Raw genomic sequence first — 20,706 nt, forward strand, 5'->3', positions numbered from 1 at the left:
ACCGGTTACGTGGTCTGCTTCCCGTCGAGAATGTCGGCGAGCACCGTCGCCTCGCTCATGTCGACGAGGATGCGTCGACCGTCGGCCGGTTCGGGGTGTCCTCTTTCGCCGGACGATGTAGGCGGAAGCTGCCGGTCACTGTATAGCGGGGGGGGGGCATCCCCCAGGACGGGATCGCGGCTGCACCGGATCTGTCGGCGAGTCGGGGCGGAACCGGATCCGGCGCTCTATGCTGCGGATATGGTGCTGCGCCATGGGGTGTACCTGCCGCCGTTCGGTGAGCTCGCCGATCCGCGGGTGCTGGCGGAAATCGCTGCCGAAGCGGAATCGGCGGGATTCGACGGCGTCTTCGTCTGGGGACCACGTGGCGCGGGCCGATGAACCCGACCTCGCCGTGGGCGACTGCTGGATCGGTCTTGCCGCCGTCGCGGCCGCGACGACCAGGGTGGTGTTCGGGCCGAGGGTCACGCCGCTCTCGCGCAGGCGACCCCACGATGTCGCCCGGGAGAGCGTCGCGCTCGACTTGCTCAGCGGTGGTCGACTGGTGCTCGGGGTCGGACTCGGCTCCGACGCGACCGGCGAATTCTCCCGTCTCGGTGAGGTCGGTGGCGCACGTGAACGCGCGCGGTTGCTCGACGAATCGCTCGCGGTGATCACGGCGCTGTGGTCCGGGGAACCCGTGCACCACCACGGACCCGCCTACGAGGTGGACGGCCTGCGGTTCCTGCCACGACCGGTGCAACAGCCCCGCATACCGATCTGGGTTGCCGCGCAGTCGGTGCGGCAAGCGCCCCTGCGCCGCGCCGCGAGATACGACGGTCTGTGCCCGGAGGCGAGCGCGGCGCAACTGGCCGACATGCTCGACATCATCGTCGAACACCGGGGCGACTTGACCGGCTTCGACGTGGCGGTGGCCGCGAACGAGAACCGCGATGCCTACGAACGCGCGGGTGCCACCTGGTGGTTGCGTTCGCTGCCGATGATCGTCTCCCGCGCCGAGGCGCTGTCGGTCGTGCGGCGGGGGCCGTGACGAGAAGAGCGATGAGACAGCAGGGCTCGGCTACCCGCCAACGGCGGGTAGCACCGCATCGCAGGGAGTAGGGTCGATAGCTGTGGATTCGCGCGAGATCGATTCTTCGGTTCGGGTGCGTGGCGCCCGGGTCCACAATCTGCGCGATGTCGATGTCGACCTGCCGCGCAATGCCTTGGTCGCGTTCACCGGTGTGTCGGGCTCGGGGAAGTCCTCGCTGGCCTTCGGGACCCTCTATGCCGAATCGCAGCGCCGGTACCTGGAGTCGGTCGCACCGTATGCCCGTCGGTTGCTGAATCAGGTCGAAGCGCCCGACGTGGACGAGGTTTCGGGGATGCCGCCGACGGTGGCGCTGGCCCAGCGCCGGTCCACGCCGTCGTCCCGGTCCACCGTCGGCACGGTGAGCGCCCTGTCGAACACGCTGCGGCTGTTGATGTCGCGCGAAGGCGACTACCCGGAGGGGCCCGCGCGGACCGGGCCCGGACACTATCCGGCGGGAACCAATCGACTGTACTCGGATGCCTTCTCGCCCAACACCGTCGAGGGCGCGTGTCCGCGCTGCCACGGGCAGGGCGTGATCCACGAAGCCACCGAGGAATCGATGGTGCCCGACCCGTCGCTGAGCATCAGGGAGGGGGCGATCGCGTCGTGGCCCGGCGCCTGGCAGGGCAAGAATCTGCGCGATGTGGTCGCCGCGCTTGGTTACGACATCGACCGCCCCTGGCGCGAACTCGATGCGGCCGACCGTGAGTGGATCCTGTTCAGCGACGAACAGCCCGTCGTCACCGTGCACCCCGAGCGTGAGGCCCACCGCATCCACCGCCCCTACCAGGGCACCTTCAGCAGCGCCCGCCGGCTGTTGCTCAAAGCGCACGCCGAATCCAAGAGCGACAAGACCCGGGCGAAGGCCGCGGAATTCTTGCACACCACTGTGTGCCCGCTGTGCCACGGACACCGGCTCAAGCCCGAGTCACTTGCGGTGACCTTCGCCGGTTGCAACATCGCCGAACTCGGTGAACTGCCGTTGCACGAACTGGCCGAGGTACTCCGGCCCTACACCACCGGCACCGGCGCGGTGGCCGTACTCACCCAGGATCTCACCTCCCGGCTGGACGTGTTGATCGAGCTCGGCCTCGGCTACCTCGGCATCGACCGGGAAAGTCCCACCCTCTCGGGAGGCGAACTGCAGCGCCTGCGGTTGGCAGGGCAGTTGCGGTCGGGGCTGTTCGGCGTCGTCTATGTGCTGGACGAACCTTCGGCCGGGTTGCACCCCGCCGACACCGCCGCTCTCACCACGGTCCTGCGCAGACTCGAAAAGTCCGGCAACAGTGTCCTTCTCGTCGAACACGACATGGATGTGGTGCGCCACGCCGACTGGGTGGTGGATGTCGGTCCGGGAGCCGGCGTCAACGGGGGACAGGTGCTCTACAGCGGGGAGGTGGCCGGTCTGCGTGCGGTGCCCGATTCGGTGACCCGGCGCTACCTGTTCGACGAGGTGTCGCGTGAACCGCGGGTGCCGCGCGTGCGCAGTGGCACGCTGGAGTTGCGTGGCATCGAGATCAACAACGTGCGCGGTGTCGATGTCGACCTGCCACTCGGGGTCTTCACCGCCGTGACGGGGGTGTCGGGTGCGGGCAAAACCAGTCTGCTGCGGGCGATTTCGGCGGGTGCGGAAGCAGACTCGGCCGTCAACCGGGTGGTCGAGGTGGATCAGGCGCCGATCGGTCGCACCCCGCGTTCGAACCTGGCCACCTACACCGGGCTGTTCGACACCGTCCGAGCCCTCTTCGCCGATACCCCCGCGGCGCGGGCGCGTGGTTACGGCATCGGCCGCTTCTCCTTCAATGTCGCCGAAGGACGCTGCCCCACCTGTCAGGGCGAGGGGTACATCACCGTGGAACTGCTCTTCCTGCCCAGCACCTACACTCCGTGCCCGGACTGCCACGGCGCCCGCTACAACCCCGAAACCCTCGAGATCACCTACCGCGACACGACGATCGCCGGAGTGCTCGACATGACCGTCGAGCAGGCCGAGCCGTTCTTCGCCGACGTGCCCGCGGTGCACCGCGCGCTGCACACGCTCCTCGATGTCGGGCTCGGCTACCTGCGGCTCGGCCAGCCCGCCACCGAACTGTCCGGTGGCGAAGCCCAGCGGGTGAAGCTGGCGACCGAGCTGCAACGCACCCGGCGCGCGGGCACGCTGTACCTACTGGACGAGCCGACCACCGGGCTGCACCCCGCCGACACCGAAGTGCTGCTCGCCCAACTCGATTCGCTCGTCGACTCCGGCGCGACCGTGGTGGTCGCCGAACACGACATGATCGTGGTCGCACAGTCCGATCACGTGATCGACATGGGCCCCGACGGCGGCGCCCGCGGCGGCCGGATCGTCGCCGAGGGCACCCCGAAGCACGTCGCGGCCGCGCCGGACAGCCGAACCGCCCCCTACCTGGCGCAGGTGCTGTGACCGCTCAGCTGAGGGTCTGCTGGGCGGCGGGGTCGAAGGGCTTCAGCTCGTCGAAGCGCCCGTCGAGAACCTTGCGGGCCCACTCGGGATCCTGGAGCAGCGCACGTCCGACGGCGACCATGTCGACCTCGTCGCGTTCCATTCGTTCGAGCAGATTGTCGAGGCTGCCCAGTTCGGCTCCGTGCCCACGGAAGGCGTTCAGGAAGTCGCCGTCGAGGCCGACCGAACCGACGGTGATCACCGGCTTGCCGGTGAGCTTCTTGGTCCAACCGGCCAGATTCAGGTCGGAGCCGTCGAATTCGGGTAGCCAATAGCGGCGGGTCGAGGCGTGGAAGACATCGACGCCTGCCTCGGTGAGCGGGGCGAGGATCGCCTCCAGCTCCTGGGGTGTCTGCGCCAGGCGCCCGTCGTAGGCGTCCTGCTTCCACTGCGAATAGCGCAGGATCACCGGGAAGGTCGGCGAGACGACAGCGCGCACGGCCCGGACGACCTCGGCGACGAACCTGGTCCTGGCCACCGCGTCTCCGCCGTAGGCGTCGGTGCGGCGATTCGTACGTGACCACAGGAACTGGTCGAGGAGATAGCCGTGAGCGCCGTGGAGTTCCACCCCGTCGAATCCGAGGCGTTCGGCGGCCGCGGCGGCGTCGGCGAACGCGGTGATCACGTCGTCGAGGTCGCGCTGGGTCATGGCGTGGCCCGCGCCCTCGGTGCCGTCGACGCGAATGCCGGAGGGGCCCATGGCCGGGGCGTCGGGGTAGGGCGCTTCACCGTGGTTGCGCACCATGCCGATATGCCACAGCTGCGGGACGATGGTGCCGCCTGCCGCGTGCACGTCGGCGGCGACCTTCGCCCATCCGGCCAGCTGGGCCTCGCCGTGGAAGCGCGGGACGCGATCGCTCTGTCCGGCCGACTCGTGCCCGACGTAGGTGCCTTCGGTGACGATCAGGCCGACCCCTGCCGCGGCCCGGCGAGCGTAGTAGGAGGCCACGTCGTCGCCGGGGATGCCGCCGGGGGAGAACATCCGGGTCATCGGGGCCATGGCGATCCGGTTGGGGACGGTCAGGCCGTTCAGGGTGATGGGTCGTGACAGGGCCTGCGTCGCACGGGCGGCCTCGGACACGGTGACGGTCATGAATGCTCCTGCTTACTTGAGAAGGTCGAAGGTTGAGAACTTCAAGCAATGTCGCCACCGTAGGTGGAGATATTTGAGGTCGTCAAGTTTCTGGCGCTAGGCTCGACTCATGTCAGACGTTTCCCGCGACGACCCCGACCAGCTCATGGAGCTGTTGTCGGTGTCGCTCGGCGCGTATTACGGAGACTTCACCGCGGCCGCGGCCAGCGAGCAGCTCACCGCCATCCAGGCCAAGACCCTCACCGTGCTGCGCCGTGGGCCCATCGCCATGCGAAGGCTGGCCGAGACCATGTACTGCGATGCCTCCAACATCACCGGCATCATCAACCGGCTCGAGAAGCGTGGGCTCGTGCGCCGGGAGACCAGCGCCGCCGATCGGCGCGTCACCCACCTCGTCATCACCCCGGAGGGCGAGCAGGTCACCGACGCGATCCGCGCGAAGATGCACCTCACGCGGGCTGGTCTCGAGCGGCTCGACGCGGAACAACGCCGGACGCTGTCTGCCCTGCTGTCAGAGGTCTTCCGGAAGTAGGGGACCTCAGTTGGCGTCGGCGCCGCGGGTGGCGACCCAGGTGGCGATCTGGGCTCGGTTCGACGAGCCGAGCTTGGTGAGAATGTTGCCCACGTGCGTGTCGGCGGTGCGGGGTGCGATGACGAGCCGGGCGGCGATCTCCTTGTTCGTCAGCCCGGTGGCGATCAGGGTCGCCACCTCGTACTCACGCGGGGTCAGCGGCGCGATGTCGACAGGATGCCGAGTCGCCGGTTCACGGTGCGGGGTCAGCGCGAACTCGAAGGCATCGGCGACCGGCATGGCCTGCCCGGCCAGGAACGCGGTTTCGAAACGATCGTCGCCGAGTGCCCGGATCGACGCGTCGCGAAAGAGGGTGTGCGGGCGCACGAGGATGACGTCGGGGTCGGAACCCAGCTGCTCCCACGCGGCCGCGGCGACACCGAACAGGGTGGCGGCGCGCAGGTGCTGGTTGCGTGCCGAGGCCACCCACGCCAGCGTTTCCACGTGATAGGCGTCGCCGAATCTGCTGCCCCACCGGCGGGAGATCCGCAGGGCGGTGTGGCCGGCTCGCTCGGCCGCGTCGGGATTGCCGAGCATCACTTCGATCAGCGAAATGGCGAACAGGTAGAGCCCGCGATAGTAGTAATCGCCGTGCTCCTCGCAGAGCCGAACTGCCTCGCGTAGCTCCTGGAGGCGCCCTGCGGGGTCGGCGGCGGCGGTCGCCAGCGCGTAGATGTTCCACGCCCCCATCGACTCACGCAGGTGTCCGTGGCTGCGCAGGGTGTGAGTGGCCTCCGAGGCGAGGGCGGCCGCCTGCTCGTTGTCCAGGTCGATCTTGGCCGCGGCGGACCTGGCGGCCTTCGCGAGGGCGATCACGACCGGATCGCCGGAGCGCGCCGCCTCCCGATCGGCCTGATCGAGTTCGCGATAGGCGCTGTCGCGGTCGGTCATCCAGATCGAATGCAGGGCGAGCACCGCCCAGCCGCGTCCCGCGTGCGGCGAATGCGGCACCGCGTGCAACGCACGCTGCAACCAGACCTTCACGAGCTGATCCGAGCCCGCCATCCGCCAGAACTCGTCCAGGCAGGCCGCCATCTCGAGCGCGGTCTCGGCCTCGCCCGGCGTCTCGAGCGACCATTCCAGCGCCAATCGCAGATCGAGTTGGCAGACCTGCAACCGACGCACGTGTTCGTACTGCTTCTTGCTGAAGAATTCCCGGTCGGCCAGCAGGATCACGTCCCGGAACCAGTCCCGGTGCCGACGGGCGACGACCTCGGTCGTACCTTCCTCGGTCAGCTTCTCGGCGCCGAACTCGCGCACCGGCCGCAGCAGGCGGTAGTGCGTGATGTCGTCGCCGCGCCGTTCCAGGATCGACTTGTCGACCAGCGAATCGACGACGGAAACCACGGGCGCGGCCGAACGCGTGTCGGCGCAGACGTATTCGGCGGCTTCCAGCTCGAACCAGTCCTGGAAGATCGACAGCCGCGCCCACACCTGCTTCTCGTCGTCGGTGCACAACCGGTAGCTCCAGTCGACCGTGTTGCGCAGCGTCTGGTGCCGGTCGGGCATCCCGTGTGTCCAGGCCGTCGGCAGCGTCAAACCGCACGACCAGCGGGCGATGACCTGCGCGGGCGACAGCGAGCGATGCCGGGCCGCCGCCAGTTCGATGGCCAAGGGGATCCCGTCGAGCAGTCGGCACAGGTGGGCGATGTCGGCGGCGTTCGACTCGGTGATCCGGAAATCGGCGCGCACCGCTCTGGCCCGGTCCACCAGCAGGGCCGCCGCCGGGTACGCGGCGATCCGGGCGGGATCGTCGAGCCCCGGTGGCGGCACGGGCAGCGGCGGCAGCCGGTAGACCTGCTCGCCCGCCACGCTGAGTGTCTGTCTGCTGGTGACGAGCAGGGTCACCCCGGGGCAGGTCGCGAGCACCTGGATGACGAGGTCGGCGCAGCCGTCGAGCAGATGTTCGCAGTTGTCGAGGACCAGCAGCGGTGCCCGGCGAACCAGATGGTCGAGTACCCGTTCGGTCGCCGACTCGCCGGTCTTGATCCGCAACCTGAGTGCGGCCGCCACCGCTGTGCCGACCTCGTCGTCGTGGCGCAGCCCGGACAGTTCCACGAAGTAGACACCGTCGTCGTAATCGGCGGCGAGCTGCCCGGCGACCTTGCGGGCCAGGCGGGTCTTGCCGAGTCCGCCCTGGCCGGTGATGGAGACCAGGCAGCCGTCGTCGAGCAGGGCACGCACCGCGGCTACCTCGGCATCGCGGCCGAGGTAGCTGGTCGCCGCCGGGTCGAGCGTGCTTCGAACCATCTGCCGTTCCGGGTCGTACCGGACGACACGTGCTGTCGATCCGGCTCACGAGTGTGATCGGTTTCGGCGATCGTACTCAGCCGTCGTCCCGGGAGCGGCACGAATTCACCGATGTCCGCACTCAGCTCAGCGCTTGCGCCTTCGCGTTGTGCAGAACCCTCGTCCACGCGGCGTCGGTGCACAGGCCGCAGTCGGCACCGAGGAACCGGGCCTTCGCGGCGGTGTCACCGAGCAGTTGGTAGTTCAGCCAGTCGGCCATCACCTCGGCGTATCGTCCCCAGACCAGGTGGCCGGCACCACCGAGTTCGGCGAAGATCGCGGGTACCTGGTCGGCCTTCTCGAACAGGGGCATGACGATGCCGTCGGCGTCGACGATACGGTCGGCCTCTCCGGCCAGGAACAGCGCGGGCCCGACCATCTTCGCCGGAGCCGCCAGCGGGCCGGGTTGCAGGGCGAGCACGGTGCGCACCATCGTGTCGGCGCCCGCGTTGATCGCGCCCGCGCCGCCCTGGGAATGACCCGCGGCCGCCACCTGGTCGGTGGCCACCTTGCCGGTGTACGCGTTGCCTGGTGTGTCGTTGCGCCGCAGCAGTTCCCGTCCGCCGGCCAGCATCTCCGCGCCCGAATTCGCCATCGTGGTGTTCGCGGCGACGACGATGAAACCCGCTGCGGCCCAGGGCTTCAGCAGTGTATCGGCGTAGACGCCGGGTCCGGCGCCGGTGCCGTTGCCCCAGAGCACCACCGGATGGCGGGTCGTGCCGAGATCGGCGGGACGGTACACCGTGTGGTCGGCCCACTTGTCGACCGTCACGGCACCCACCGGGTCGGCCACCTGCGACGAACCGGCCGACCCGGCCGACGGTGGGCTCGCCACAGCGGGCGCGGCCGCCAGCAGGCCGGTCACCGCGACCGCCGCCAGGGTTGTGCATCGGAAAAACATCGTTGTCCTTTCCTACGGTGCCGCGGTACTACGCGGCCGGATCGTGCAACCCCGACACCACGAGCGCGGAGCGCAGGTACCACAGATCGGCGCACCGGGTGGCGTCGTAGCCAGTGAGTTCGGCGATGCGCTTGATGCGGTAGTCGATCGAGTTGGTGTGCAGGTGCAGCATGGTTGCGGTGCGGCGCCGGTTCAGGTTGTTGGCGACGTGGCAGCGCAGCGTTTCGAGGAGTTCGGGGTGTCCGGTCAGCGGCTCGAGCACGGTCGCGAGGTGGTCGCGGGCCGGACCGGGTCGGGTGAGCTGGTATTCGAGCGCGTAGTCGCTGAACCGGTGCACGCCGCCCCTGCGGCCGAGCCGCCGGACGATCTCGAGCAGTTCGTGCGCGCACTCGGTCGCGTCGGCAACCTCGTCGAGGTCGGACAGCACGACCGCCACGGTGACCTGACGACCGGCGGCGCGGGTGAGCGCGGCCGCCACGACGTCGATGTCGGCGTCGATGTTGCCCGGCACCAAGGCGGTGCCCCCGCGCGTGGACAGGGCGACCAGGCACTCGCCGTCGCAGCGGCGGTCGAGTTCGGCGCGCATGCGGGTGATGGCGCGCCGGGCGCGCACCCGCTCGTCGACCCCGTCGACGGGCCCGTCCGTCGGTTCGCCCGCGATACTCAGCGCCAGCACCCAGTACTCGTCGGCCAGTTCGACGCCGCAGTCGCGGGCCACGGCACGCGAGTGGGTACCCGCGATGACCTGGTTGGCCAGTGCGTCTTTGGCGTGTTCGGAGCGGCCCGCCAGTTCCAGGGTGTACCGCACGTAGGCGCTCGCGACCGTCGTGGCGGTGTGCTCGAGCAGGTCGACCACGTAGACCTGCGCTCCGGTCAGATCGACGGCGATGCGCGCACAGCGGTGCACGGCGTGCAGGATCGCCTCCACCCCGATGCCGTCGCGTGCCCATTCGACGGTGGAGTGTTCGAGGCGAGCGAGCGGGACGGTCGTGGCCGACCCGGAGCTCGTGGCCGCGATCAGATCGAGGCACACCAGCCCGATGTTCCGGATCTGCTGTGGGCGCAACATATTCCGTCCTGCGCGGCCATCGGTGAAGGCCGTCCGTACCAGGCGGTCGATCGTCGATTCCGCCGCGGTGTGCGCCGGTGCCGATCTGCTCAGGACGGCGGTTCCGGAGGGTGTCCGATGTGGCATTCGTCGAGCGTGCCGGGTGGAGCACGCCGGGACATCGGTAGAACTGCGTATCTCTGCGCACCGAGGTGCGTATTCGGCTCCGCCCACGAATCGACGGGGTTCACCGGGAGACCTTCCGTTCGCCGGCGACCGCGGCTTCGGGGCCGTCGATGAGGGTGCCGGGAATGACCACGATGGCGCGCACCCCGCCGTACGGTGACTCGGCCAACCGCACCGACACCGCGTGGGTGCTCGCGAGCTGGGCCACCACGAACAAACCCATGCGCGAATCGCGCGACAGTGCCGCGAACCCGAAATCCGGTGGAGCGGCGAGCAGGGAGTTGTACCGCTCGAATTCGGCTTCGGTGAGGCCGATCCCCTGATCGGCGACCTCGACCGCCAGGCCCTTGCCGACGACACCCGCGCTCACCTCGACCATCGTCGCGGGCGGGGAGAAGGCGGTGGCGTTGTCGACGAGTTCGGCGATCAGGTGGATCAGGTCGGCCACCGCCGCTCCGTACAGCCGCGCGTCGGGCACGCCGCCGACCCGCACGCGCACATACTCTTTCGTCTCACCCACCGCGCTGCGCAGCACATCCACCAGCGGCACCGGTGTGCTCCACCGCCGCCCGGGCCTGCTGCCACCGAGGATCAGCAGATTCTCGGCATTGCGTCGTGCGCGGGTCGCCAGGTGATCGAGCTGAAAGTACACCTCGAGCAGGGCCGGGTCCTGTTGCTTGTTTTCGGCCTCGTCGAGGATCTCGAGCTGGCGGTGTACCACCACCTGACTGCGATGGGCGATATTGACGAATACCGAGCGCACCCCCTCCCTGGTGCGCGCCTCCTCGACCGCCGCCCCGACCGCTACGGTCGCCGCCTGTTCGAAAGCGGTTGCGACTTCACCGATCTCGTCGGTGCCGAAGTCGAGGATCGGGGCGAGTTCGGTGCGCTCACCGGCTTTCGCCCGCCGGATGGCCTTGGGCAGTTCGGTGTCGGCCACCTCGAGCGTGGCGTCGCGCAGCCGCCGCAATCTGCGGATGATGCGGTCGGCCAGTACCACCGCGATCAGCATGGCGACCACACTGCCCACCAGCACGACGGCCCCCGCCACCCACGCGGACCGTTCGGTGCGTCGGGCGGCCTCGATGGCACTGCCACGGGCTCGGTCGAGATGTTCGGAATAGGCGGCGAAGAGTTTCGTATTCACCTCGGCGGCGGCATCCTGCCACTGTTGCAGCGAGAGCGGCAGGTCCGGTGTCCGGGTCCGCTCGTGGGACGCGAGCCGTTCGGCGAGCGCCGCCTCCATCGTCGAAATCTGTTGCCACGCCCCGGAAGCCACGATCTCGGCGAGCAGCCGGTTGCGTGGCTCGCCGAATTCGGCGATCAGGTTGGTGATCTCGGCCTTGTAGAAGCCCACCTGGGTGGTGAAGTCCTCGAGTGGGAATGCCCGCCCGTCCGAACCCCAGAGCGCGACTCCGATCGCATTGCCCCGCGACATCGCCTCGGTCGCGGCGAGCAACCGCACGGCCTCGGCGATCCGCGTGGCGAACAGCGGGTCCGGCGCCACCTGCTGTGCGCGCCGGAAACCGGTGTGGAACAACGCGAACGGGCCGTTGAAGTACTGGTACACCTCGACCGGGCCGAGCGCGCGCCCATCGATACCGGCCCGTACCTTCGTGATGGTCTCCTGGAACTTCGCGTGCGCGGCCGGGATGTACGGTGACGGTTCGTGCCTGCGCGCATCCGCGCGCACCAGTGCCTCGAACCCGCGGTCGACCCGCGCCCGCGCCGAGACCAGCTCCGGCACGATCTCGCCGGTGGTGAGCTTGCGCAGCGAGAGCATCCGCTCGACCTGGGCGGCGGCGCCGAGTTCGGATGCGGCGGGCCGGATCTGCTCCAGGTCGTCGATCCACTGCCGGACCTGAGCGCTGTCGCGCACCAGGTCGCCTGCGGTGAACATGCCGAGACCGAGCAGGGTGAGACTGGGAATGAGCGCGATCGCGAGAATTCTGGTGCGAACGCCGAGCCGTGCCGGGAACATCGAGCGAACGTAGGCGCGCGCCCCGCACCCGGTACGGCCTATGTTCCGCTTTTTGTGCCGGAATCCCATCCGCACTGTGGTAGTTCACGAAACACCTCAGGCATTGGTGACCGTGTGCCGCCAGGCCTCGATCTCCCGGCCGATCTCGGTCACCGGCGGCTCGTCGTAGAGCCATTCGCGGGCCAGGTCGTGCCAGTTCCGGGTCGCCTCGAGCTGGCCGAGCGCGGTGAGGGTGAAAAGGTCGGCGCGGCGGGAGAAGACGTGCTCGGGCGGCAGCAGCAGGTGGCGGACCTCGCGCCGCTGCGCCGCACGCGGGTCGGTGGCGAGCACGACCGCGCTGGTGGCGATCTCCGGGGTGAGGGTGATCTCCTCGTCGAGCAGATGCCAGCCCGAGGCGGCCCACACGTATTCGAGCACCGACCGGGGCGTCACCGGTGAGTCGGGGGTGATGATGCCGCGCTCGAACCAGCGGCGGAACACCTCGTCGCTGTCGAAGCGGTGGGCCGCGCGGATCACCTGCCGTTCGAAATCCAGGTCGGCGCGCTCGATCGTGTTGTACAGCCCGAAATCGACGAAACCGACCCGGCCGTCGTCGGAGAGCAGCACATTGCCCGGATGCGGGTCGGCACAGTACTCGCCGTCGCGGAACATGCCGGTGATGTAGAAGCGGTACACCAGCTCACCGATGTGATCGCGGCGCGCGGCGGGCAGGCGGCGGATGTCGTCGAACGAGATGCCTTCGACGAATTCGGTGACCAGTACGTTGTCGGCGCAGAACTCCCCGACGGCATCGGGGACCAGGATGAACGGGTGGCCTCGGTAGCGTGCGGCGACCCGATGCTGGTTGGCCGCTTCGCGCCGGTAGTCCAGTTCGGCGACGATATTGCCGGAGATCTCGGCGAGCACCTCGGTATCGGCCGCCGAGGGCAGAAACGATTTCCACAGGCCACTGAAGAATTCGAGATTGCGCATGTCGGCGTGCACCGCCCGATCCACGCCGGGATACTTCACCTTCACCGCGACCACCCGCCCGTCGCGCAACCGGGCGCGATACACCTGGCCGATCGAGGCCGCCGCCACCGGTTCCGGGTCGAAGTCGCCGAACACCCGGCTCATGCGCCCGAGATCCTGTTCGATCACCGCGCGCATCTGCGCGAACGGCACTTCGGGTGCGCTGTCGCGCAGCTTCGCCAGTTTCGTGCGGAACATCTCGCGGTGCTCCTCCGGGATCATGTCCAGATCCAGCACCGAGGCCATCTGCCCCAATTTCATGGCCGCGCCCTTCATCCCACCGAGCACGGTGACGATCTGCTGTGCGGCTTGCAGTGTCGAGCGTTCGGCGAGTGTGCGGCGCGCCTGTTCGGTTCGCCCGATCATCGCCAGCCGGGTACCGAGTCCGCGGGCCGCCTGTCCCGCGGCCAACCGGCCGAGCCGTGCGCTGCGTGACAGCCGTCCGGTCGGTACCTGCTTGTCTGCCATGGGTGCCTCTTTCCCGCGATGCGCTCATGGGCATTCTCGGCCTGCGTTGCCGTATTCACAGGCCGACCGGCCCGGACTTGTGCCGCATCACCAATGCCGTCGTGGCAGAGCACGAAGACCGCGCCGGTGCGGTCGTTGTCAGTCCTCGGTATCGCGGCTCAGTTCCTGGAACCAGCCGAGATAGGCCGTCGTCGTCTCGCGCAGTGCGTCGATCGCCCAGTCGGCGGGCAGCAGTTCGGTGGGTAGCGCGGGGTCGGTGGTGAGCAGGTCGAGACCCGCGCACACCGCCGTGAACCGGGCAGCGGGGTCGGCGGTTTCGATGGCTTCGAGCAATCCACGTGCGCGGTGGTCGATTTCGGTGAGCGGCCACAGCCGAGCGCGCAGGCCGAGCGGGTCGTCCACGGCACGGGTGCGCAGGGCGATCGTGGTGTCATCGAGGTCGTCGGGCAGATCGCGTGCCAGGTTGGCCGGGCGCATCCACACACCTTCACGGAGTTCGGCCAGGCGCAGCGAGAGCAGTGTTGCGCGCAGGGCCGCGCGGTCGGCGGCGGGTCGCCCCGTCGCGATGATGACGACCTGTTCCCAATCCCCTTGCCAAGGCAGCGTGTGGGGCGCGAGGAGGTCTCGGCGGCGGGCACGCAGGTGCGGGGCGAGGGTGTAGACGCGACGCGCGCGCACGAGCTCACCGGCCGCGACCATCCGCGACACCGCGACGCGCACGGTCGCCTCGGGGTAACCCGCCGCGGTCGTGGCGGCGCAGATCTGCTGTGACGTCATCGTCGGCGAGTCGGCTGCGATGAGAATCCGGATCAGCGCCGACCGCGCCGACACCGGACGCACCATCACGCCGGAACCGGTGACCGTGGACTTCACGGGTCGAGTGTACATATTTCACTATTGCTACGGCTGTTCAATATCTGTAATGTCGCCGGGCATGACGACATCTACCTCACCGCTGGCCGGGCGCACGATGATCATGTCGGGCGGCAGCCGCGGCATCGGGCTGGCCATCGCGCTCGCCGCCGCGCGTCAGGGCGCCAATATCGCGCTGCTGGCCAAGACCGATGTTCCCGACCCACGGCTGCCCGGCACCATCCACACGGCCGCCGCCGAGATCGAGGCCGCGGGTGGTCAGGCGCTGGCGGTGGTCGGCGACGTCCGCGACGAGGCATCGGTCACCGAGGCCGTGCGCCGGACCGTCGAACGGTTCGGTGGCATCGACTACTGCGTCAACAACGCGTCGGCCATCGCGCTCGCCCCGACCGAGGAGCTGCCCGTCAAACGGTTCGATCTCATGCAACAGATCCAGCTGCGCGGTACCTATCTGCTCACCAGCACCTGCCTGCCGCACCTGCGCCGCAGCGACAACGCCCACATCCTGAGCCTGTCGCCCCCGCTGAACCTCGCGCCCGCGTGGCTGGGGGTCCACCCCGCCTACATGGTGGCGAAGTACGGGATGTCCCTGTTGACGCTCGGCTGGGCCGCCGAGTACGCCGAGCACGGTGTCGCCGCCAACTGCCTGTGGCCCGAGACGCTCATCGCGACCGCCGCGGTGCAGAACCTGCTCGGCGGCGACGAGGCGACCGCGAAGGCCCGCACCCCGCAGATCGTGGCCGACGCCGCGATCGCGATCCTCGAGAAGGACGCCCGGACGGTCACCGGCAACACCTTCCTCGACGTAGAAGTCCTGCGAGCCGAAGGCCGGACCGACTTCTCCGCCTACGGCGGCAGCGACGATCTCGAATACGACATCTTCGTCGACCCGCCCCAGGCCTGAGCTCGCTCGGACCCGGGCCGCGCCGACGGATCACGGGTCAGGGGGTGACGATGGCGAAGTCGGGGTCCGGGGCGTCGAGGTAGCCGACCAATTCGGTCAGCTTGCCCGCGTCGCCTTCGACAGTTACTCGGCCGGCTGCGATCATCGCCGCGAGATCGCCGCCGGCGAGGAGCGCCGAGCGCAGATCGGCGGCACTGAGCGTGAAGGTGGTCGTAGCGGGTGGGAGGTCCCCGTCGACGTCGAAGTGGACCAGCAGGCCGTTGCGCAAATGGGTGCGGTGCACCACGGCGGTGTCGCTGATCCGCCAGTCGATCACGATGTCGGCCGACCAGGCTCGCGGTCCGTCGATCCGCAGTGCGATCGCGTCGAAGACCTGCTCGACCGTCAGCTGACTCATGATGTCCGGTGCCGCCGCCACGGTCGGGGTGCCGATCGTGCCGTTGCGTAATTCGTAGGCGCCCATCAGGAAGAAGTTGCGCCAGGTCCCGTTCTCGCAACCGTAGCCGAGCTGTTCGAGGGTGTCGGCCTGCAGCGCCTTGGCTTCGGCATGGTCCGGGTCGGCGAAGATCACGTAGTTCAATACCTGCGCGACCCACCGGAAGTCACCGTCGGCGAAGGACTTTCGCGCCTTGGCGACGACTTCGTCGGCGCCGCCCATGAACTCCACGTGCCGGACGGCGGCGTCGGCGGTGCGGTGCTGCCACAGATTCGCCGGGTTGCCGTCGAACCAGCCCATGTAGCGCTGATAGATGGCTTTGACGTTGTGGCTGATCGAACCGTAGTACCCGTGGGCCGACCAGTTGTCCGCCAGCGCGGGCGGTATCGGGAAGTCCTCGGCGATCTCGGTTCCGGTGGCGCCCTTGTTGATCCAGCGCAGCGTCTGATCGTGCAGGTAGCCGTAGAGGTCGCGCTGGATCGACAGGTACTCGGTGAGCCGCTCGGTGCCCCAGGTGGGCCAGTGATGCGAGGCGAACACCACGTCGGTTCGCGCGGCGTAGCGGTTGATCGCCTCGGTGAGGTACTTCGACCACACGTGCGGGTCACGCACCAGGGCGCCGCGCAGAGTGAGCAGGTTGTGCAGGGTGTGGGTGGCGTTCTCGGCCATGCACAGCGCGCGCCGGGCGGGGAAGTAGAAGTTCATCTCCGAGGGCGCCTCGGTGCCGGGGGTCATCTGGAACTCGATCGCCACACCGTCGACGGTGACGGCCTGACCGGTGTGGTCGATCGACACGGTGGGAGTGATCAGACTCGGCTGACCGATCGAGGTGGTCGGTCCGAGTCCCGCGCCGACGGCGCCGAGGGGCCCGCGCGGCAGTGCGGCGCCGTACATGTAGGCCGCGCGCCGGGCCATGGCGGTGCCCGCGTAGACGTTCTCCTCGACAGCGTGCTCGGTGAAGCCGGCGGGTGCGATGATCACACAGCGTTGCGCGTCGACGTCTTCCTGGGTCGTCACCCCCTTCACCCCACCGAAGTGGTCGATATGGGAGTGCGAGTAGATGACCGCGACGACCGGACGATCACCACGATGTTCGCGATACAGGGCGAGCCCGGCGGCCGCGGTTTCCACCGAGATCAGGGGGTCGATCACGATCACCCCGGTGTCGCCCTCGATGACCGTCATGTTCGACAGGTCTAGCCCGCGGATCTGGTAGATGCCGTCGGTGACCTCGTACAGCCCTTGCTTCACGGTCAGTTTCGACTGCCGCCACAGGCTCGGGTTCACCGTGGCGGGGCACTCGTCGTCGAGGAAGGAGAACGACCCGCTGTCCCACACCACGTCGCCGTCGGCACTGCGCACCACGGGCGGGGTGAGCGCGGCGATGAACCCGCGGTCGGCGTCCGCGAAATCCTGGTCGTCGCCGAAGGGCATCGTGCGCAGCACCTCGGCATTGCCTGCCTCGATTGTCTCGGAAGCTTCCTGCGGACTGGTCATCGAATCCCTTTCCACTGTGCTCGGTTACCCGCGGCGACCGTGCCGGACGGCCCGCTTCCGCAGCATCACATCGGACGAGGTGACGGCGCCTCACCCGCTCCGGGTGAAATTCCTGTCGTCACCGGCTCGGCCATTTGCCGCCGATATTGCGCGACGGCGGTTCGTCCGCCTCCGGTTCGATGCCGAGCCGCTCGGCGAACAGCCGACGTTGAACGAGCCACCCACAGACCGACAACCCGACCCAGGCCAGGGTCGCGGAGATCTGCTGCCAACCCGGTTCGGGATCGCGCAAGAACTCGAGGCCGGTCATCCGGCCCAGGCCCGACAGGACCATGCTCGCGCCGCCGATCGAAGTCAGCCACAGCAGTGCGCGCGCCCGGAACTTGTCGGCCAGGAAGGCACCGGCCACACAGACCGCGGCGGCGACGATCATGCTCAGTGCCCAGTTCTTGTCGCCCGGTTGCAGCACCGTGGCGAGTTTGGTGCCGATCATCGCGCCGGTGAGGCCGCCGACGAAATAGGCCGCGAAGCGGAAGATCAGCGAGGTCACCACCCAGGCAGATACCGCGCCGATCAGGGCGATCAGCAGCAGCCACCAGAAGGAGGCGTTGCACAGGTCGGCGATGAGCCAGCCGAGGCCGAACCCGATGGCGAGGATGCCGAGGTGCACCGAGCGGACTCCATAGAAGCACAGCAGGGCACCGACCAGCGCGACGATGATGCCGTTCATGGGTGTTCCTTTCCGGAATCGGGTAGGTCGGCGGCGGCCTCGGTGACCGTCGGATACACCTGGATGGGGGTCGCGCCCACCACAGCGGAACCCAGTTCGGCCCCGAACTGCGCCACCGAGCGGGCGATGCGGAAGTCGATGCGCTTGCGGGCCAGTTCTTTTCGCAGGTCGAGCAGCATGTCGGCGGCGGACACGTCCAGCGACGGCGAGGTTTCCGCGTCCAGGACCACCAGCCGGGTGTTCTCGGTACACAGGGCTTCGATGCGTTCGCGGACGAAGTCGGCGTTGCCGAAGAACAGCCCGGCTTCGACGCGCACCACCAGCAGGTCGGGGCGCGTCGGCACGTCGGGGTGTCGTGCCTTGTCCACCCAGAGCGGACCGTCCTTGCCGAGCTCGGCGACGTGCGGTTGGGAGGTGCGGTAGACCAGCAGCAGCACCGCGGCCCCGATGCCGATGAGCAGTCCGGGCAGCGTGTCGAAGACCAGCACGCCGAGCAGGGCGGCCATCGCACCGACGAAATCGGCCCGGGCAGCGTGCCCGTAGATGCTGCCGAGCAGACTGTTCCACACTCCGTAGAGCCTGCGCAGCGCGGCGAAGTCGACGAGTTCGAGCACCGCGGCGATCACCACAGCCGCGAGGGTGGCCTCGGGCAGCTTTTCGAACAGGCCGGTGAGAAACAGCAGCGTGACGACGGTCAGTGCGGCCACTACCAGGCCGCTGAGCTGCGTTTTCGCTCCAGCGCCGCCGTTGACCGCGGTCTTGGACAGGCTGCCGTTGACCACCATCCCCGCGCTGAGCCCCGACCCGATATTGGCGGCGCCGAGTCCGAGCAGCTCCCGATCGGGATCGACCTTGTACCCGGCTTTGGCGGCATAGGTCTTGGCGGCGCCGAGTCCTTCGGCGAAGCCGATCAGTACCACGCCGACCGCGGGACCGAGCAGGTCGAGATAGTCGCCGAAGTCGAGTCCGCCGGGTAGGCCGAGGCGGGGGAGACCCGCGTCGATGTGCCCGACGATCGGCACACCCTTGTCGTCGAGACCGAGAACGTGCACGGCGGCGATGCCGAGCACCACAGCCAGCAGGGCACCTGGCACCATCGGCAACCAACGTCGGAACACCAGTACGAGGGCCAAGCTGACCACACCGACAACCATTGTGCGCCAATCGATCTCACCGATATCGCGCAGAATGCCCCAGGCCTGTTCGAAGAAGTTGCCCTCGTGCTTGTGCAGCCCGAGCAGCTTGGGCACCTGGCCGATGATGATGACGAGGGCCAACCCGACGATGAACCCCTTCAGAACCGGTTCGGAGATGAAGCTCGCGATGAATCCCAGCCGGATCAACCCGGCCAGCAGGCCGACGATGCCGGTGCAGATGGCCAGGGCCGCAGTCAGGGCGAGGTAGCGGCCGCCGTCGGCGCCGGCCAGCGGGCTGACGATCGCCGCCGACAGCGCCGCGGTCGCCGACATCGGACCGACCACCAGGTGCCGGGAACTGCCTGCCAGCGCGTAGAGCACCAGGGCGGGCACGGCCGCGTACAGGCCGACCACCGGCGGCACTCCGGCGATGGAGGCGTAGGCCAGCGCCTCGGGTATCAGCACCGCCCACACCGTGAGTCCGGCGATCACATCGGGACGCACCCAGTCGCCGCGGTAGCCACGCAGGGAGGTGAACACCGGTACCGACATCCGCCTCACCCCAATCCGCCCAGCCCCTTACCGAGGACCACCGCGCCCATGACCAGCAGCACGATGGCCATGACGGCGTGATTGTTGTCCTGCAACCACATCCGGAGCCGGTCGAGTGCCGGGCCGAGCCGTTCGGCCGCCACGAGATAGCCCAGCACTACGGTCAGGACCGTGGCCGACGCGAGCACCGTGAACACCACGATTGCGCCGAGCGTGCCGCCGGTGTCGAGGCCTGCCGCCCCGATCGCGACACCCGCCGAGACGCACAGCAGCAGGTTCTTCGGGTTGACCCCGGACAGCAGTGCCCCGAGCCCGGTCGCCTTCACCGGGGTGAGGGTGTCGATCGCGCGCATCCAGCCCGGCACCTCCGTCTGCGAGCGCGCCTGCCACTGTTTCATCGCCAACCCCACGAGCAGCACCCCGAGGACGATCTTGATCCACGCCGCCGCGGCACCGGGTTCGCTGTCGTCGGACCCGCCCAGGTTGCCGGCGAACAGCGTCACCACCCCGGTGACCACCAGGATGCCGAGCACCCACCCGGTGGCGAATCCGATCGCCGCGCCCTTTCCACGCGCCGACAAAATCATGAGAATCGTCGCCACGATCGGTATCGGCGACAGCGCGACACCGACGGCGAGCGGAAGCAGATCTCCGATGACCGGACCCATAGCGCGACCGTAAGCGCACAGGTAGGCGCCCCGCCTCACACGTGACGGGTGAGATCGCGCCCGCACACAGGTCACCCGAATCGGGTGATGTGTCCGATGGCCGTTCACACGCAGTATTCGCCTATGGCTCCCACACCAGCTCTTGGCCCGGTCGAATTCGTGGTGTTGACCTTTCCCGGTTCGAGCGTCGACAAATCTGTCGTCGAGGAAGTGCACCGGGTGGTCGACGCGGACATGGTCACCCTGCTCGACCTGATCGTGCTGACCATGGATCGGACCGGCGCCGTCACCGAACGCGAAATCGACGACGACGTCGACGAGGTCGGGATCACCGGTCTCACCGCTGCCGACATCGACCTCGTCAGCGACGCCGACCTGGACGTGGTCCGTGCCTCCATGGAACCCGGCACCACCGCGGTGGTGCTGGTGTTCGAGGAGACGTGGGCCGCGACCCTGGCCGCGGCGGTGCGCGCGGCCGACGGTGAGGTCGCCCTGCACGTCCAGGTCCCCCGTGACTCCGTCGATGCCGCTGTCGCCGCGGCCCGTTCCTAGAAAGGACGTCGAGATGCCACTTCGGATGGGACGGGTGGGCAGGCCGGGCCTGCTGGGCGCGGTCGCCAGGACAGCTGTGGTCGCAGGCACCGCGACCGCGACGTCCAATGCGGTCAACAATCGGGCGCGCAGGCGCAATGCCGAACAACAGGCGTACGCCGATCAGCAGATGGCCGCCCAGCAGCCGGCCTACGCACCCCCTCCGCCGCCCCCGCCCACTCGTCCCACGCGTCCATCCCGCCGTGCACACCCTCGTCCATCCCCATCCGGCGCA

General features: G+C 68.7%; 18 protein-coding genes. 7 read left to right on the forward strand and 11 right to left on the reverse strand.

The window, feature by feature from the left end; translation table 11 throughout:
- Positions 1 to 240 precede the first annotated feature (240 nt).
- From HYG95_RS24535 to HYG95_RS15745, 3 genes are all read left to right on the forward strand, one after another.
- Positions 241 to 381, forward strand: coding sequence for a hypothetical protein (locus HYG95_RS24535; RefSeq protein ID WP_220139480.1), 141 nt, complete (start codon positions 241 to 243; stop codon positions 379 to 381).
- The gene (locus tag HYG95_RS15740) at positions 365 to 1,030 is read left to right on the forward strand and encodes an LLM class flavin-dependent oxidoreductase (protein ID WP_220139481.1); all 666 of its coding nucleotides are present in this window, start codon (positions 365 to 367) and stop codon (positions 1,028 to 1,030) included. Before HYG95_RS24535 ends, HYG95_RS15740 begins: the two co-directional genes overlap by 17 nt.
- Before the next feature lie 82 nt (positions 1,031 to 1,112).
- Entirely contained in the window at positions 1,113 to 3,497 is a 2,385-nt protein-coding gene (locus tag HYG95_RS15745; RefSeq protein WP_370465811.1) for an ATP-binding cassette domain-containing protein, read from the forward strand.
- Between the two features lie 4 nt (positions 3,498 to 3,501).
- On the opposite strand, the gene HYG95_RS15750 is transcribed toward HYG95_RS15745, so the two are convergent.
- On the reverse strand, positions 3,502 to 4,629 hold the full coding sequence (locus HYG95_RS15750; protein WP_181698676.1) for an NADH:flavin oxidoreductase: 1,128 nt from the start codon (positions 4,627 to 4,629) through the stop codon (positions 3,502 to 3,504).
- A 109-nt stretch (positions 4,630 to 4,738) separates the two neighbouring features.
- Between HYG95_RS15750 and HYG95_RS15755 the strand changes: the two genes are divergently transcribed.
- Complete coding sequence (locus HYG95_RS15755; RefSeq protein ID WP_255495395.1) at positions 4,739 to 5,161, forward strand: MarR family winged helix-turn-helix transcriptional regulator; 423 nt, start codon at positions 4,739 to 4,741, stop codon at positions 5,159 to 5,161.
- A gap of 6 nt (positions 5,162 to 5,167) precedes the next feature.
- Here HYG95_RS15755 and HYG95_RS15760 read toward each other — a convergent pair whose 3' ends face one another.
- From HYG95_RS15760 to HYG95_RS15785, 6 genes are all read right to left on the reverse strand, one after another.
- Entirely contained in the window at positions 5,168 to 7,450 is a 2,283-nt protein-coding gene (locus HYG95_RS15760) for a LuxR C-terminal-related transcriptional regulator (protein WP_181698677.1), read from the reverse strand.
- A gap of 121 nt (positions 7,451 to 7,571) precedes the next feature.
- A complete protein-coding gene (locus HYG95_RS15765) occupies positions 7,572 to 8,390 on the reverse strand; it encodes an acetylxylan esterase (RefSeq protein ID WP_181698678.1) in 819 nt (272 codons plus the stop codon).
- Positions 8,391 to 8,418: 28 nt separating this feature from the next.
- Positions 8,419 to 9,459: a CdaR family transcriptional regulator gene (locus HYG95_RS15770; RefSeq protein ID WP_181698679.1), complete on the reverse strand. Its 1,041-nt coding sequence runs from the start codon at positions 9,457 to 9,459 to the stop codon at positions 8,419 to 8,421.
- Positions 9,460 to 9,685: 226 nt separating this feature from the next.
- A complete protein-coding gene (locus tag HYG95_RS15775) occupies positions 9,686 to 11,605 on the reverse strand; it encodes a nitrate- and nitrite sensing domain-containing protein (protein WP_181698680.1) in 1,920 nt (639 codons plus the stop codon).
- Positions 11,606 to 11,701: 96 nt separating this feature from the next.
- Positions 11,702 to 13,084 carry an AarF/ABC1/UbiB kinase family protein gene (locus HYG95_RS15780; protein ID WP_181698681.1) on the reverse strand — a complete coding sequence of 461 codons (1,383 nt, stop codon included), beginning with the start codon at positions 13,082 to 13,084 and terminating at the stop codon, positions 11,702 to 11,704.
- A 138-nt stretch (positions 13,085 to 13,222) separates the two neighbouring features.
- Positions 13,223 to 13,957 carry a PaaX domain-containing protein, C- domain protein gene (locus HYG95_RS15785; protein ID WP_220139482.1) on the reverse strand — a complete coding sequence of 245 codons (735 nt, stop codon included), beginning with the start codon at positions 13,955 to 13,957 and terminating at the stop codon, positions 13,223 to 13,225.
- Between the two features lie 61 nt (positions 13,958 to 14,018).
- Between HYG95_RS15785 and HYG95_RS15790 the strand changes: the two genes are divergently transcribed.
- The gene (locus tag HYG95_RS15790; RefSeq protein ID WP_181698682.1) at positions 14,019 to 14,861 is read left to right on the forward strand and encodes an NAD(P)-dependent oxidoreductase; all 843 of its coding nucleotides are present in this window, start codon (positions 14,019 to 14,021) and stop codon (positions 14,859 to 14,861) included.
- A gap of 37 nt (positions 14,862 to 14,898) precedes the next feature.
- On the opposite strand, the gene HYG95_RS15795 is transcribed toward HYG95_RS15790, so the two are convergent.
- From HYG95_RS15795 to HYG95_RS15810, 4 genes are all read right to left on the reverse strand, one after another.
- Positions 14,899 to 16,794 carry an alkyl/aryl-sulfatase gene (locus tag HYG95_RS15795; RefSeq protein WP_181698683.1) on the reverse strand — a complete coding sequence of 632 codons (1,896 nt, stop codon included), beginning with the start codon at positions 16,792 to 16,794 and terminating at the stop codon, positions 14,899 to 14,901.
- 118 nt (positions 16,795 to 16,912) lie between these two features.
- A complete protein-coding gene (locus HYG95_RS15800) occupies positions 16,913 to 17,524 on the reverse strand; it encodes a DUF4203 domain-containing protein (protein ID WP_181698684.1) in 612 nt (203 codons plus the stop codon).
- Positions 17,521 to 19,212, reverse strand: a complete 1,692-nt coding sequence (locus tag HYG95_RS15805) for a SulP family inorganic anion transporter (protein ID WP_181698685.1) — start codon at positions 19,210 to 19,212, stop codon at positions 17,521 to 17,523. The genes HYG95_RS15800 and HYG95_RS15805 overlap by 4 nt, the downstream gene beginning before the upstream one ends.
- A gap of 5 nt (positions 19,213 to 19,217) precedes the next feature.
- Entirely contained in the window at positions 19,218 to 19,880 is a 663-nt protein-coding gene (locus HYG95_RS15810) for a GAP family protein (protein WP_181698686.1), read from the reverse strand.
- Positions 19,881 to 20,003: 123 nt separating this feature from the next.
- Between HYG95_RS15810 and HYG95_RS15815 the strand changes: the two genes are divergently transcribed.
- The gene (locus HYG95_RS15815) at positions 20,004 to 20,432 is read left to right on the forward strand and encodes a DUF6325 family protein (protein WP_181698687.1); all 429 of its coding nucleotides are present in this window, start codon (positions 20,004 to 20,006) and stop codon (positions 20,430 to 20,432) included.
- Positions 20,433 to 20,445: 13 nt separating this feature from the next.
- Positions 20,446 to 20,706, forward strand: a 261-nt coding sequence (locus tag HYG95_RS24540; protein ID WP_255495396.1) for a hypothetical protein, incomplete at its 3' end; no start/stop codon positions are given.

It is taken from the genome of Nocardia sp. GTS18 (assembly GCF_013839555.1).
GTDB classification, from domain to species: domain Bacteria; phylum Actinomycetota; class Actinomycetes; order Mycobacteriales; family Mycobacteriaceae; genus Nocardia; species Nocardia rosealba.

Excerpts from the sequence above, each read along its gene's own strand:
- HYG95_RS24535 (WP_220139480.1), top strand. The coding sequence starts at position 241 with ATGGTGCTGCGCCATGGGGTGTACCTGCCGCCGTTCGGTGAGCTCGCC.
- HYG95_RS15755 (WP_255495395.1), top strand. The coding sequence starts at position 4,739 with ATGTCAGACGTTTCCCGCGACGACCCCGACCAGCTCATGGAGCTGTTG.
- HYG95_RS15795 (WP_181698683.1), bottom strand. The coding sequence starts at position 16,794 with ATGACCAGTCCGCAGGAAGCTTCCGAGACAATCGAGGCAGGCAATGCC.
- HYG95_RS15775 (WP_181698680.1), bottom strand. The coding sequence starts at position 11,605 with ATGTTCCCGGCACGGCTCGGCGTTCGCACCAGAATTCTCGCGATCGCG.
- HYG95_RS15810 (WP_181698686.1), bottom strand. The coding sequence starts at position 19,880 with ATGGGTCCGGTCATCGGAGATCTGCTTCCGCTCGCCGTCGGTGTCGCG.
- HYG95_RS15770 (WP_181698679.1), bottom strand. The coding sequence starts at position 9,459 with ATGTTGCGCCCACAGCAGATCCGGAACATCGGGCTGGTGTGCCTCGAT.
- HYG95_RS15805 (WP_181698685.1), bottom strand. The coding sequence starts at position 19,212 with ATGTCGGTACCGGTGTTCACCTCCCTGCGTGGCTACCGCGGCGACTGG.
- HYG95_RS15760 (WP_181698677.1), bottom strand. The coding sequence starts at position 7,450 with ATGGTTCGAAGCACGCTCGACCCGGCGGCGACCAGCTACCTCGGCCGC.
- HYG95_RS15780 (WP_181698681.1), bottom strand. The coding sequence starts at position 13,084 with ATGGCAGACAAGCAGGTACCGACCGGACGGCTGTCACGCAGCGCACGG.
- HYG95_RS15750 (WP_181698676.1), bottom strand. The coding sequence starts at position 4,629 with ATGACCGTCACCGTGTCCGAGGCCGCCCGTGCGACGCAGGCCCTGTCA.
- HYG95_RS15800 (WP_181698684.1), bottom strand. The coding sequence starts at position 17,524 with ATGAACGGCATCATCGTCGCGCTGGTCGGTGCCCTGCTGTGCTTCTAT.
- HYG95_RS15790 (WP_181698682.1), top strand. The coding sequence starts at position 14,019 with ATGACGACATCTACCTCACCGCTGGCCGGGCGCACGATGATCATGTCG.
- HYG95_RS15765 (WP_181698678.1), bottom strand. The coding sequence starts at position 8,390 with ATGTTTTTCCGATGCACAACCCTGGCGGCGGTCGCGGTGACCGGCCTG.
- HYG95_RS15815 (WP_181698687.1), top strand. The coding sequence starts at position 20,004 with ATGGCTCCCACACCAGCTCTTGGCCCGGTCGAATTCGTGGTGTTGACC.